13 protein-coding genes are annotated in these 13,519 nt (G+C 61.9%); 7 read left to right on the top strand and 6 right to left on the bottom strand.

The genetic code is table 11. The features are described 5' to 3' along the window. The first annotated feature begins 46 nt into the window (after window positions 1–46). A complete protein-coding gene (locus tag V1279_RS09870; protein WP_442894883.1) occupies window positions 47–1,060 on the top strand; it encodes a fatty acid desaturase in 1,014 nt (337 codons plus the stop codon). A 203-nt stretch (window positions 1,061–1,263) separates the two neighbouring features. Continuing rightward, window positions 1,264–2,262 (top strand): aldo/keto reductase, encoded by a 999-nt coding sequence (locus tag V1279_RS09875; RefSeq protein WP_334434789.1) that lies wholly within the window; start codon window positions 1,264–1,266, stop codon window positions 2,260–2,262. Between the two features lie 109 nt (window positions 2,263–2,371). Here V1279_RS09875 and V1279_RS09880 read toward each other — a convergent pair whose 3' ends face one another. Then, window positions 2,372–2,755, bottom strand: a complete 384-nt coding sequence (locus V1279_RS09880; RefSeq protein ID WP_334434791.1) for a hypothetical protein — start codon at window positions 2,753–2,755, stop codon at window positions 2,372–2,374. A 280-nt stretch (window positions 2,756–3,035) separates the two neighbouring features. Between V1279_RS09880 and V1279_RS09885 the strand changes: the two genes are divergently transcribed. Genes V1279_RS09885 through V1279_RS09900 form a run of 4 tightly spaced genes read left to right on the top strand, consistent with a single transcriptional unit; the run spans window position 3,036 to window position 7,577 of the window. Next, window positions 3,036–5,381, top strand: a complete 2,346-nt coding sequence (locus V1279_RS09885) for a TonB-dependent receptor (RefSeq protein WP_334446303.1) — start codon at window positions 3,036–3,038, stop codon at window positions 5,379–5,381. 16 nt (window positions 5,382–5,397) lie between these two features. Continuing rightward, entirely contained in the window at window positions 5,398–5,700 is a 303-nt protein-coding gene (locus tag V1279_RS09890; RefSeq protein ID WP_334434793.1) for a hypothetical protein, read from the top strand. A 27-nt stretch (window positions 5,701–5,727) separates the two neighbouring features. Next, entirely contained in the window at window positions 5,728–7,311 is a 1,584-nt protein-coding gene (locus tag V1279_RS09895; protein ID WP_334434795.1) for a PepSY-associated TM helix domain-containing protein, read from the top strand. Then, on the top strand, window positions 7,308–7,577 hold the full coding sequence (locus V1279_RS09900; protein ID WP_334434798.1) for a hypothetical protein: 270 nt from the start codon (window positions 7,308–7,310) through the stop codon (window positions 7,575–7,577). The genes V1279_RS09895 and V1279_RS09900 overlap by 4 nt, the downstream gene beginning before the upstream one ends. A gap of 13 nt (window positions 7,578–7,590) precedes the next feature. On the opposite strand, the gene V1279_RS09905 is transcribed toward V1279_RS09900, so the two are convergent. From V1279_RS09905 to V1279_RS09915, 3 genes are read right to left on the bottom strand one after another with little or no spacing between them, the layout of a single operon-like run. Next, a complete protein-coding gene (locus V1279_RS09905; RefSeq protein ID WP_334434801.1) occupies window positions 7,591–8,433 on the bottom strand; it encodes an SMP-30/gluconolactonase/LRE family protein in 843 nt (280 codons plus the stop codon). 3 nt (window positions 8,434–8,436) lie between these two features. Beyond that, on the bottom strand, window positions 8,437–9,405 hold the full coding sequence (locus V1279_RS09910) for a zinc-binding dehydrogenase (protein ID WP_334434804.1): 969 nt from the start codon (window positions 9,403–9,405) through the stop codon (window positions 8,437–8,439). A gap of 32 nt (window positions 9,406–9,437) precedes the next feature. Continuing rightward, on the bottom strand, window positions 9,438–10,430 hold the full coding sequence (locus tag V1279_RS09915; RefSeq protein ID WP_334434807.1) for an NAD(P)H-dependent flavin oxidoreductase: 993 nt from the start codon (window positions 10,428–10,430) through the stop codon (window positions 9,438–9,440). 331 nt (window positions 10,431–10,761) lie between these two features. Here V1279_RS09915 and V1279_RS09920 point away from each other — a divergent pair, with 331 nt between their 5' ends. Continuing rightward, window positions 10,762–11,976: a cytochrome P450 family protein gene (locus V1279_RS09920; protein WP_334434809.1), complete on the top strand. Its 1,215-nt coding sequence runs from the start codon at window positions 10,762–10,764 to the stop codon at window positions 11,974–11,976. A gap of 95 nt (window positions 11,977–12,071) precedes the next feature. On the opposite strand, the gene V1279_RS09925 is transcribed toward V1279_RS09920, so the two are convergent. Then, a complete protein-coding gene (locus V1279_RS09925) occupies window positions 12,072–12,713 on the bottom strand; it encodes a class I SAM-dependent methyltransferase (RefSeq protein ID WP_334434811.1) in 642 nt (213 codons plus the stop codon). 404 nt (window positions 12,714–13,117) lie between these two features. After that, window positions 13,118–13,447: a hypothetical protein gene (locus tag V1279_RS09930; RefSeq protein ID WP_334434813.1), complete on the bottom strand. Its 330-nt coding sequence runs from the start codon at window positions 13,445–13,447 to the stop codon at window positions 13,118–13,120. Window positions 13,448–13,519: the final 72 nt, after the last annotated feature.

The following is a 13,519-nucleotide window of genomic DNA, read 5'->3' on the forward strand; positions in this document are numbered from 1 at the left end:
GTGCTCTAACAGGCAAGAGGGCGCTGACTTCATTCAACCTGCCTCTATTCAACCTCCTGATGGCGGCGATGACGTCCTCAACGCCCGGCGTTGGCAGCGCATCCTGGCCAACTACAGCACCCCAAGCCGGCTGCGCAGCATTGCCGAGCTGGCGATCACGGCTTTGCCGCTCATCGTGTTGTGGGCCGCGGCCTGGTACACGTTCTCCCTCGGCTATGCCTGGGCTTCGTTCCTGATCGCGGTTCCGGCTTCCGGCTTTCTGGTACGTCTGTTCATGATCCAGCACGACTGCGGTCATGGCACCTTTTTTTCCGGCCGTCTGGCGAATGACTGGGTCGGCCGCGTCCTTGGCGTGGTCACCTTCACGCCCTACGACTGTTGGCGCCGCTCGCATGCGATTCATCATGCCACCACCGGCAACCTCGATCGCCGCGGTATCGGCGATCTCGATACGCTGACCGTGCGCGAATACCGGGCCCTTTCCCGGTGGGGTCGTCTGAAATACCGTCTTTACCGCCACCCGCTGATCATGTTCGGGGTCGGACCAGCCTATCTGTTTCTTTTGCAACAGAGGCTTCCGGTCGGCCTCATGCGCAATGGCTGGCAGCCCTGGGCCAGCACAATGGCAACCAATCTCGCGATTGCCGGCATCGTCGCTGTGCTCACATGGTTTATCGGCATCAAGGCGGTCCTGCTCGTGCACCTTCCGATCATGCTTCTCGCCGCCACGACCGGCGTATGGCTGTTCTACGTGCAGCATCAATTCGAGCACACCATGTGGGACCGCGACGACAGCTGGGACCTGCGTCAAGCCGCGCTGCACGGCAGCTCCCATTATGAACTGCCGGGGCTGCTACGCTGGTTCACGGCCAACATCGGTATTCACCACGTGCATCACCTCTCCAGTCGTATTCCCTATTACCGGCTGCCGCGCGTGCTGCGCGACCACCCGGAACTGCGCGACGTCGGCCGCATCACGCTGCTGCAGAGCTTTCAGTGTGTACGGCTGGTGTTATGGGACGAGGCGCAGCGCCGCCTGGTGTCGTTCCGGGAAATTTGAGGCGGGATCTCGCATAATCTCGAGATCGATTGCGCGTAGGGCGGATTAGCCGAAAGGCGTAATCCGTCGCTTCGTCTCGAATAAGATGGCGGATTACGCTGCGCTAATCCGCCCTACGCGGGACACCCCACGGCGGCAAATATCAAGATTGAATAACGGCCGTTCGACATCGCATAATCCTCCGGTTATCAGGAGGAACGGCAATGCAATTGCGGGTGTTTGGGCGTACGGGGATGCAGCTCTCGGTGCTGGGCTTCGGCTGCGGCGCAGTGGGCGGATTGATGGTGCGTGGCGATGCTGCCGACCAGGAGCGTACCATCGCACGTGCGATCGCCGCCGGCGTCAACTATTTCGACACAGCGGTGCAGTACGGCGATGGTGAATCGGAAAAGAATCTTGGCCGCGTTCTGCAAAAGCTGAAGCCGGCCAATGTGGCCGTCGGCACCAAGGTGCGGTTGCCGGCCAGCGAGACCGGCCGCATTGACGACGCGATCAGGACATCGCTCGAAGGCAGTCTGGCGCGGCTGCGTCTTGACCGGGTCGACATCCTTCATCTGCACAATCCGATTACCGAGAACGGCGGCGGGTCGGCGCTGAGCGTCCGGCAGGTGCTCGACGACGTGGCGCCGGCGTTCGAGCGGCTGCGTCAGCAGGGCAAGATTCGTTTCCTCGGCATGACGGCGCTCGGCGATACGGCGGCGCTGCATCAGGTGATCGATGCACGCGTGTTCGACAGCGCGCAGGTGGTCTACAACATGCTCAATCCATCCGCGGCCTGCGAATTGCCGGTGAACTATCCGGCGCAGGATTATGGACGATTGTTCGATTCGACGAAGGCCGCCGGCGTTGGCGTCGTGGGCATCCGCGTGCTGGCCGGCGGCGCGCTGTCGGGCTCAGCCGAGCGTCATCCGATTGCGGGGCCGGCGCCCGAGCCGATCGGGTCGGCGATGAGCTACGATGCCGATATCGATCGCGCGCGCCGCCTGATGCCGCTGGTAGAGGAGGGCTTCGCCACCAGCCTCACCGAAGCCGCCACGCGGTTTGCGCTGTCGCATCCGGCGATGGGCACGATCCTGGTCGGCATGGCGACGCCGCAGCAATTCGAGGACGCGCTCACCGCGGCCGAAAAAGGCCCGCTGCCGCAAGCCGCGCTCGACCGGCTGTCAGCACTGCGGCAGGCATTTTCCGGCGAGCCACGATGATCGCCAATGGTTACCGACAGGGACTGATGGTGGGCACGGCGTGAAGAAGGCCTTTGCCCCCTTAAAAAGGTGCGTCGATCCTGCTGTCCGAATTCTGCAGCGCGGGTGCCTACCTGGCGTCGGGCTGCGGTGTAATCGCCGACAAGGTCGGGCGCTTATACGAATGCAGATCCTTTCGTCGAACGCCAAAATGGCAAATGACGGTATCGATGCTTTCATCTGGCCTTCGCAACCTTCGTCCATGCTGCGCCAGCCAGGCCTGTATCCTTACGATCGAAGCCCGGCCCAGCCCGCTGATCTCCGAAAGCTCACGCCGTGTGTGCAAGGATATGATCTCGGGAAGGAAAACGGTGCGATCCGAAGCGCATCGCACGACGAACGATGCGTACGGTGCATTCGTCATCAACTGAATGATCCTGTCCGGCAAATCCGCGCCGGAAGTGACGGCAACCTTGTTTGCTCTTGCCATATGAAGCAGCTTGATCCTGAACACGATTAAGTCGGACGAATCTGAATCATTCCAAGTTTGCTCGCAACAATACATGACCGCGTCAAATTATCACGCGTCATGAATGGATGGGTTCAGCGCACGCCGCACTTTAGAATTAGAACAATTAGAAATTCCTGCACCCAACTTGAAAGTTCGACTCGCGACGTTGCTCAGTCGCCACAGACGCAATCAGTCGTGCACGCACACCATCACCTTAGATGACTTCTACTCGCCCATTCCACTTGGGAAGTTAGAACGACTTCGTGGGAGTTGGGGTGAAAGTATGACGTCTACGATTGCGACCGGAAATGTTGTGCGTGTTATTTCGTTGGGAGCAGTGAGCTATCTTGCACTCTCTCTGGATATTGCGAGCGGTCAGAAAGCATTCGCGCAGTCGAATTTGCCGCCCGTCACCGTCGATGCTCCAGGCCAGCAACGCATGCGGCCTGCGGCGCGGCGATCGCAGACATCAGCCTCGCGTGTCCAACGGCGCGTTGCCGCGCCGGCGCCTCGTCGTGTGGAGCCGGTTCCATATGTGACGCCCTCGACCGGAGCTCTCGGTGCGCCGCCGGCTCCCTATGCTGGCGGACAAGTGGCGACGGGAGCCCGACTCGGATTTCTGGGCAATCGCGGCGTCATGAATACGCCGTTCAACCAGACCAGCTATACTGCGGAGCTGATCCAGAATCAGCAGGCGCGTACCGTCGGGGATGTCCTGTACAACGATCCCTCGGTTCGGATGAAGACGCCAGCCGGCAACGGCATCGACGGCTTCTACATCAGAGGCTTCTACCACGACAGCGGCGACTACGCCATGAACGGCCTCTATGGAATGGCGCCGTTCTATGCAACATCGGCCAACTACCTCGAACGTGTCGAGGTTCTGAAGGGGCCGGGCGTGCTGCTCACCGGCATGCCGCCTGCGGGTGCCATCGGTGGCAGCATCAACCTGGTGACGAAGAGCGCGCCCGACTTCGACATCACACAGCTGACCGCTAGATATATATCCAAGTCCCAAGTCGGAGCGCTGGTCGATGTGGCGCGGCGCTACGGCGAGCACAAGGAATTCGGAATCCGGTTCAATGGCGGGGGAGGCGGCGGACAGACCGCGTTCGACCGGCAGACCGATGAGATCGGCAACGCCGTGCTCAATATGGACTACCGCGGCGAGCGTGTGCGCTTCTCCGCCGATCTCGGTTACCAGGCCGAGAATCTTTCGCCGCCGCTGCGGTTTCTGACGTTCAACACCAGCCCTCCTTTTGCGACCAGCATAGCGGTTCCGCCGGCACCGGCGGCCGGCACCAATTACATGCCGGACTGGGCGTCGTGGAAACCGAGGGATACGTTCGCGATGGCGCGCGGCGAAGTCGATCTGACCGAGGCGGTCACTGCATATGGCGCGTTTGGATACCACAAGAGCGAGATCGACTTCATCTATGCGTCGCCGCGCATCACGAACGCCAACGGCAACTGGACGGCCATCCCGTTCAATGGGCGTGACGTCTATGACAATTATGCGGGTGAGGTCGGCGTTCGCGCCTCGGTCGACACCGGGCCCGTCAACCACCTCCTGACTGTCAACTACTCGGCCTTCGATCGGGACTACAGCTCATTCGCCAAGGGAGGCGCAGCAGTCTCCTCGAATCTGTACAACCCGGTTCCGCTCCCCTTCCCGAACTTCGCCGCCGTCGCCCAAAATCTGCAAACCCAGACAAAGCTTACCAGTATCGGCATCGCCGACACGATGTCGATGTTCAACAACAGGCTTCAGTTCGTCGTTGGGGCCAGGCGGCAGACGGCGGGTGCGGAAAGCATCAACGCCTTGATCCCTGCCAACAACTCGCGCGTCGATGTTCCGACCTGGAGCCCCGGCTTTGCAGCAATCGTGAAGCCGCTGGAAAACGTCTCGCTCTATGCGAATTATATCGAAGGCCTCAAGGCGCCAGAAGTCGTCACCGGAGTCGCGACGTACTCGAACGTCGGAGATATCATTCCGCCCGCTCAGACCAAGCAGAAGGAAGCTGGCGTCAAGGTCGATATGGGCCACATCACCTTCACGGCGAGCGTGTTCGATATCACCAGCCCGAACACGATGTCGGTCCCCGTGCCGGGAAAGATCTTGCCCGCAAGGCGACTTGCCGGCGAGCAGCGCAATCGCGGCGTCGAGTTGTATACCTTCGGCGAGGTGACGCCGACGTTCCGAGTGCTGGGCGGCGTGACTTTCATCGACGGCGAAGTGGTCAAGCAATCGGTCTCGCTTCCGACTCTGGGGACCATTTTCAACTTCAACGGCAAGAAGCCCGTGGGTGTGTCGGAGTACAATGTCAATCTTGGCGCCGAATGGGACACCCCTTTTCTGAACGGGTTCACGCTGACGGGCCGGGTTATCTACACCAGCGAGAGTTACGCCAACGATGCGAATACGCAGGAGTTGCCGGCGTGGACGCGGGTTGACCTCGGTGCGCGCTACACCTTCCTGTCACCCTGGAACGGCAAGCCGATCGTCGTTCGCGCCAATATCGAGAACGTCTTCAACGAGGCGTACTGGAACTCCTATCGCACGGTCAGCAGCGCCACATCCCTCGGCGCCCCGCGCACCTATCTCGTGTCGACGACGTTCAACTTCTGAGGGGAGGGAGCGCGACTTGGCGGCGGCGAACTCCAGTGTTCCGGAACCGGGCCGCCTGCAGCCATGGCTACGGGCGTTGCTGGCCGGGCCCTGCGCGCTGGGGCTCACGGTTCTCATCATCGCCGTGATGCCGTTCTGGGTGCCCAAAGGAAGCGGTGGAGTTGACCACATCGCGTTTCCGTTGTTCTTCATGCCGGCGATCTGGGCCGTTATCTTCTTCTATGCCTTGCTCGACCGGAGCCTCGGCCGCATCGCGATCGTCATGACGGTCATCGCCGTCATTCACCTGATCGCGTTGCGAGGTTTTCTGTTCGGCTGAGACGATCCCTCGACCCGCGGAGAAGCCGTGATCAACCTGAAGGCGCGCGAAACCAGGACGTTGGTGGCGGTCCACGGCTGGGCCGGCGCGGTGCTGGGCCTGCTGTTGTACGCCGTGATCGTTACCGGCACGGCCGCGGTGTTCGCGAACGAAATCAAGGCCTGGTCCGGCGGGCTGCTCGGCACGAGCGAGCCGCTGAGCCAGCCGCTCAATGCCGTGCTCGCGCGGCTGGAGGCGGAAACGCCCGAACAGTTCCGCGCGGATCTCGCCTTGCGGGCGACACCTGCCGGGAATGTGTTGGCGTTCTTTCATACCGACGAGACCATCAATGGCGCGCGCCGCGAGCGCGGGATCCTCTATACGATCGGGCCGGATGGCCGGGTCGTCTCGCGCGCCGAGGGCTACGGCAACGAGCTTGCGGCCAACGATCCGTATACGGCGCTCGGACGTTTCTACGTCGATCTGCACGTGCGGCTGCACGTGCCCAATCCATGGGGACTGATCCTCACCGGCATCCTCGGTCTCGCCATGCTGGTGGCGGCGGTCTCGGGCATTCTGATGCACCGGCACCTGTTCAGGGATGTTTTCATCCTGCGCGGACGCGACCGGCTGGTGGGCCTGCGCGACCTGCATTCCGTCGCAGGCACCTGGACCCTGCCGCACGCGTTCGTGCTCGCGTTCACCGGCGCCTATCTCAGCTTCACCATCGCGGTTGCGCTACCGATGCTGGCGAAGATCGCCTTCAAGGGGGATGTGCGCGAGATGGTCACGACGCTCAATGGACTGCGCGCTGTCGACGCGCGTCCGGCGGTATCAGCCAATCTCGACGACATGCTGTCCGATGCGCGCAAGCGCGCCGACGCGCCGCTGCTGATTGCCGGGTGGGAAAACCGCGGCCGCGCCGATTCGCGTATCACGATATTTCCGGCGCCCAGGAGCGGCGATCTGACGGCGATGCGCCTGATCTACAACGGAGCAACCGGCGAACTGATCCGGGAGCGGCCGATCATCGGCATGAAGCCTTCGCTGGGAGCATCCTTGCTCGGTCTCATCAGCCCGGTTCACTTCGGCAATTTCGCCGGATGGTGGTCGCGCGCCGTGTGGTTCGCGCTTGGCGCGGCGAGCGCCTATGTGGCCTGGAGCGGATTGAATCTCTGGGTCCGGCGACGCGCCGACCAACGCGGCTGGCGCGCGCTCGGGCGGATGACGGCATGGGTCGGCGGCGGCCTCCCGTTTGCGATGGCGGCAGCGGCAGCGGCCTATTTCGTCAGCCTGCCATCGCTGACAACAGTGTTCTGGACGCCGGCGGCCTTTCTGGCCGCTGCCGCGCTCGCCCTGGTCCCGGCACTGCGGATGCGCAGGATTGAGCGGGTCCCGCCGCTGCTGTTTGGCGCAACCGGCGTCCTGCTGATGGCGCTTCCGCTGCTACGTGCGGCGGCCGGCGGCCCAAATTGGCGCGCGGCGCTCGCGACCGGGCAGAGTGCGGTGCCGATCATGGATTTCCTGGTCGTGCTCGGCGGCGTCGCGTGCGTCCTGTCCGCCACCACGGCATTGCGAACCCGCGAGCAGGCCACGTTCAATGCCGGCGCCTTCGTGCAGTCCGCCGAATGATGCTGCTCGGCTGGCTCGGCCTATCCGGCGCGCTCGTCAGCGCCGCCTGCATAGCGCTCCTTGCGGCGGTCGATCCGAAGCGTCGCGGCATCGCTCCCGCGCGGCCCGGCTTGCGCGGGCTGCTCTTATCAGCAACGTTCATGCCCGGCCTCGCACTCGGCGTCGCCGGCCGCTGGAGCGATTTCCTGATCTGGGTCGGCGCGGCCGCCATCCTCGGATGGGCGATCGCAGCGCTGGCCAACACGCGCCGAAGGCCTCGTCCGTAGGGCGGGCCAGACTTCAGGGGTAACCAGCCCCCGCAATTTCCACATCGACCACGTCGATCCGCGATGACGATTTGCGTTGCCGGAGTTCTTCGTAGGACGTCGCAGCGCTCAGGCAGAACAGGGTTCGCCGTTCGGGCCCGCCGAGGACGCAGGCGAGGGCGCGGCGGCCGGGCACTTCTATCCGCTGCAGCTCGCGCCCGCCGGGGTCGAGGCGAATGAAGGCGTCTTCTTCGAAGGCTGCGACCCACACGGCGCCTTGCTGGTCAAGGCAGATGCCATCCGGAGATTTCATGCTTCCGAAGCGGCCACGAAACTTCAGGCTGCCGTCAGCCTCGATGTCATAATCGGCGAGGCATGCGCCATCCATTTCGGCCACGACGAGCCGGCGATGGTCGCTTGATACGGCAATGCCGTTGGGAAACCGCAGCCCGTCGGCGACCACGCGTGCCGCGCCGCCCGGCATCACCAAAATGATGCGGCCGGGAGCGCCGCGATCGGGCGGCGGCGGCATATCGAAGCCGAGATCGCCGACATAGGCGCGGCCCAGCCCATCGATGATCATGTCGTCGATCGCGCCGGTGGCTATCCCGGAAAGATCCGCATAGAGCGAAAGCCGGCCGTCGGCACAGGTCATCAGGCGTTTGCGGTACATCGTCAGCACGACAAGCCGTCCGTCCGGCAGGATGCCTGTGCCGCAGGGCGTGTCGTCCTCGAATTTCGCATGCTGCTCGCGCTCGCCGGACGGAGAGAGGCTGAGCAGCGTCCGCTCCATGCAGTCGACGAACCAGAGCCGGCCCGCATGCCAGCGGGGCCCCTCAAAGTAGCGTCCGCCATCAAGCACGCATCGCAGCTTCATCGGCTACAGCGTCACCACGATCTTGCCGAGGTGCTTGTTGGCTTCCATGTGCTCGAATGCCTTGCCGATCTCGGCGAACGGATAGACCTGGTCGATCGGCAATTGCAGTTTTCGCGATTCCACCGCGCCCCAGATGTCCTTTCGGACCTCGTCAAAGATCTCGCGGACTTCCTCGATGGTGCGGGTGCGGAAGGTGACGCCGATATAGTTGATGCGGCGGGCGGCGTGCAGGTCGAAATTGAAATCGGCATGGGTGCCGCCGAGCCGGCCGACATTGACGATGCGGCCCTTGACCTTGGTCGCGGCGAGATTCTGGTTTGCAACCTTGCCCGAAACCTGGTCGACGATCAGGTCGACGCCTTCGCCGCCGGTCGCCTTCAGCACCTGATCGACCCAGCCGGGATCGCTGGAATCGATCGCGAGATCGGCGCCGAATTCCTTCAGCCGGCCGCGGCGCATTGCGTCCGTGGACGAGCCGATCACGAGTTTTGCGCCCTTGAATTTTGCGATCTGCATCGCCATCAGGCCGACGCCGGAGCTGGCGCCCTGGATCAGGACGGTCTGGCCTTTCTGCAGCGCGCCGTTGGTCACAACCGCATTGTGCATGGTGGCGAGTGCGACGGGGAGGGTGGCGGCTTCCTCGAAATTCATGTTCGAGGGCGCGCGGAAAAGGCGTCCATGATCGGCCAGCGTGTATTCGGCAAACGCCGCGCCGCCCGAGCCCATGATCTTGTCGCCGACCTTGACGCCCTTGGCATCGGGGCCGAGTTCGGCGACTTCGCCGGCCCATTCCATGCCGAGCACGGTGCCGACGCCGCCGGCCGCGCCGTGCACATGGCCCTTGGTCATGCCGAGGTCGGCGCGGTTGAGGCCGCAGGCATGGACCTTGACCAGCACCTGTGTGCCCTTCGGCGAAGGTTTTGCAACCTCAGTGATTTCAGCGCCGTTGGCGCCGTAGACATAGGCTTTCATGGTCTCTTCTCTTTGTTGGAGGCGCAGGCCGTTTATTCGGCGGCCTGACGCTGCGCGCCCGACATCATGCCTTCGAGCCGGCTCTGGATGATGGCTTCCGCGTCGCGCATGATGCGCGACACCAGTTCGGCGCAGGTCGGAATGTCGTGGATCAGGCCCTGGACCTGGCCGGCCGACCAGATGCCTTCATCGGCGTCGCCGGTGGCGTAGACCATCTTGCCGCGGGCGCCGGCGACGAGTTCGCGCACATCCTCGAACTTCGCGCCTTCCTTCTCCATCGCCACGACCTTGGTCGAGATCGCATTCCTGGCGACGCGCGAGGTATTGCGCATGGTGCGGAAAATCAATTCGGTCTCGCGCTCGTCATTGGCGACGATGCGCTCCTTGACGAGCTGATGGATCGGGCTTTCCCTGGTGCACATGAAGCGCGTGCCCATGTTGATGCCCTCGGCGCCGAGCGCGAGTGCAGCGACCAGGCCGCGGCCGTCGCCGAAACCACCCGAGGCGATCATCGGAATCTTGATCTTGTCGGCGGCGGCCGGGATCAGGATCAGGCCGGGCGTGTCGTCCTCGCCGGGATGGCCGGCGCATTCAAAGCCGTCGATCGAGAGCGCATCGACCCCCATCCGCTCCGCCGACAGCCCGTGACGGACGCTGGTGCATTTGTGGATGATCTTGATGCCGTGCTTCTTGAACTCGGCGACGTGTTCCTGCGGCTTGTTGCCCGCGGTCTCCACGATCTTGATGCCGGCCTCGATGATGGCCTGGCGATACTCGGCGTAGGGCGGCGGCTTGATCGCGGGAAGGATGGTGAGGTTCACGCCGAACGGCTTGTCGGTCATGCTGCGGCAGCGCGCGATCTCCTTGGTGAGGTCCTCCGGCGTCGGCTGCGTCAGCGCCGTGATCAGCCCGAGCGCACCGGCATTGGCAACCGCAGCAACGAGTTCGGCGCGGCCGACCCATTGCATCCCGCCCTGGACGATCGGGTGCTCAACGCCGACGAGTTCGGTGAATCGCGTCTTCATGTCTGCCCTCTGGTTTCCCCGGTGCGGGAGGCCCCGCACGACTTTCTGTGAGATTTCGGAGAACAGGATGCCGTCACCCCCCACAAAAGTCTACGGGGGGCGGGTGGAGCTCAGGGCAACGCCATCATGCAAAAGCGAGGACTTGTTCCGCTGTGCGGATTATTCCGTAGGGAGTCCGGCATTTCCGGGGATCACCTGCTAACCGGACGTGCTGCGGACACGCCAAAATCGACGCTTTTGACCGTACCGTCATTGGGCTGAACGGACATTGCGACGCAACACATTGCTGCCTTACACATTGCTGCTTTGGTTTTCATCCAGGGTGCTGTCCATGAATGATCCCCGCAAGGTCGACATCTACGCAGCCGAACACAAGCGCGACCCGTTTCCGTTCTATGCGTTTCTTCGCAGCGAGGCGCCGGTCTTCGAAGTTCGCGTACCCGTCCTGAAGCGGGCGTGGCTGATTACACGTTACGATGATGTAGTCTTGTGCCTTCAAGACAGCGATAGGTTCGTCAAGAGCCCGCGCAATGCTGGGCTGAATTCGCCCAAGTCAATGCCGTGGTGGACACCGACAAGTCTCAGGACACTCTCGGAGAACATGCTGGACCTGGACGATCCCGCACATCGAAGGCTGCGGGCCCTCATCAACAAGGCGTTTAGTCGTGCACGCATAGAGCAGTTACGAAACCGCACCGAAGTGCTGGCTGAGGGTCTCGTCGATCGGATGCGCGCAAAGTCGAAGCCCGACCTTATCGAGGATTTCGCGCTACCGGTTCCGTTGACCGTGATCTCGGAGCTGCTGGGCCTGCCCGAAGAGGCCCGGACAAGCTTTCGGAGGTGGACCAATGTTTTTCTCGGAGCGCGGTCGGAATTTCGCATGGCGCTCTCGCTGCCCTCGATCTTTGCATTGATGCGATATTTGCGGCGCCTCGTTGCTGCGCGCCGCCGCGCCCCGAAGGATGATCTCATATCCGCGCTGATCGCCGTGGAGGAGGGTGGCGACCGGCTGAGCGAGAGCGAGCTCATCGCCATGTTGGTGCTTCTGATCATCGCCGGCCACGAGACGACCGTGAACCTCATCGGGTCCGGAACGCTGGCGCTGATGGAGAATCCGCGCGAGAAGGAGCGCCTCCTTGGGGATTTTTCGCTGCTTGGGTCCGCGGTCGAGGAATTGTTGCGCTTCACGGCGCCCGTTGAGACCGCAACGGAGCGATATGCGGCCCAGGACGTTGACATGCACGGCACCAGGATCAGGCGCGGCGATGTTATTTTTCCCGTCATTGCCTCCGCCAACCGGGATGCTCAGAAATTCGCGGAGCCCGATCGGCTGGACGTTGCCCGCAAGCCCAATCCGCATCTTGCGTTTGGAGATGGCGTTCACTTTTGCGTCGGCTCGCATCTGGCGAAGATGGAGGCCGAGATCGCGTTCGGTTGCCTGCTGAGACACCTGCCTGAGTTGAGTCTCGCCTGTTCTGCTCACGAACTGCAATGGCGGGCCGCGCCGGTCGTTCGTGGCCTCAAGTCGTTGCCGGTCATCACGTAGTCGTTGTTGCACCGGAAGACCCGCCGGGTTTTCACCGCCAAGAACCCGCACGGTTGCTCAACAGCGGACAAAATTTCGAACTGGCGATATCCGAGTCAGTGGCGTTTGGGTGCTCGAAGTGCGTACAGTCTTTGGTAAATCATCGACTCGGGTATCCAATCAAGCAAGGTGTGTCCAAGCGGCAGCTTGATCAGGCGAGCGATAATTCTGGATGAAGGCGGATGCCAATAAACCGACAGGTTATAAAATTTAAGGGGAGTGAACCCCAGAGTCGTGAACTCGTGCATCAATCGCTTATGACTGAAGTGCCTTCTGTAGTCCACAATTGGACCCGAGAGCAGAAGTATTTTGTCAGGGTGTTCTTTGGCAACTTTCTCCAAAAACGCTCCCTGCTCTTGAAAGGACAGATAGTAGACGCATTCGAGGGCCGCGATCACGTCGTAACCCTCGAATGACGATTGTAAAAAATCAGCGCATTCAAATCTGGCATTTGGCAGGTTCAGCGATTTAGCGCGAGCAATCGCTACATCGCTTATGTCGATGCCAACCACGGATCGTGCTTTGCCAAAAATTGCGTGGGTCAAGTGGCCTTCGCCACAACCGAGCTCAAGAACGGATTTGTTCCGGATGAATCGCTTCAGACATCGGCGCAGGACCTTGTCCCTGAATCGCGCGTGGGAAATATGCCAGGGGTCGGGGGCCGCGTAATAGAGATTGAAATCTGTAGCCGTTCGCATCGCCGGTTTCCGCTGCGTGCCTGGTTGAAAAGCAAGCGCTCTTCGCAACGCCTAGTGCGCTACCACCCTTTCGTGCCATCGCGCTTCGAAAGTATCAGAGTCTTTCAGTGCCCGGGCTTGCGCGTCCAATGGATTGCCGGGCTTCTCCATGACAACGCTTTGAGCTTCTCTGTTGGAAGCGGGTTGCGCGGATGCTCCCTTGGGCCATTCCAACAACGATTTCGAAAGCATGGGCTGGCCTTCGTACCAGCACTTTCGTCCGTCAATAAGACGATAGGACCACCAACGCCCGTGCGGATTTGATGGTGCTGCGGCGCTGCATTGTTGTTTGGCCTGCGCGGTTGGCGTCCCAACTGGCAGGAGCGTAGCAATCCAGGCGGCCAAGGCGATTGATGGCAGTTTCCTCATTTGCGCACTGAGAGACTGCTCTGTTGCTGCAAGCGGCTTACAGCAACTACCAAATCGGGGCGTTCGAGAACTTCCACCAGCTTGTCGAGGATACGCTCATCGTTCTGCGGCCGGGGCCGAAGGTATTCTTCCAGTATGAGTTGCGCTTCGTTAATCGCCTGAAGAGCCAATTGTTGATCAGTCATCTCTTCTTCCCCATCAAAGAAATGCCGTGCAGCCGGGAAAAGAAGCAAGAAATCAAGCCGCCTTTTGGGAGATATCCCCGCTTTTTTGGAGTACCCGATCAATTTTTGTTTCAATGCGGAAGGCCCCCAGTGCCCAATCACGGCGCTTCCTGGTTCCACCCGCTTTCTCGGCACGAGGCCCTGTCTCCGCGTCGGCAGACCCGTCCGGCCGGG

This window comes from Bradyrhizobium sp. AZCC 1610, from assembly GCF_036924515.1.
Classification (GTDB): domain Bacteria; phylum Pseudomonadota; class Alphaproteobacteria; order Rhizobiales; family Xanthobacteraceae; genus Bradyrhizobium.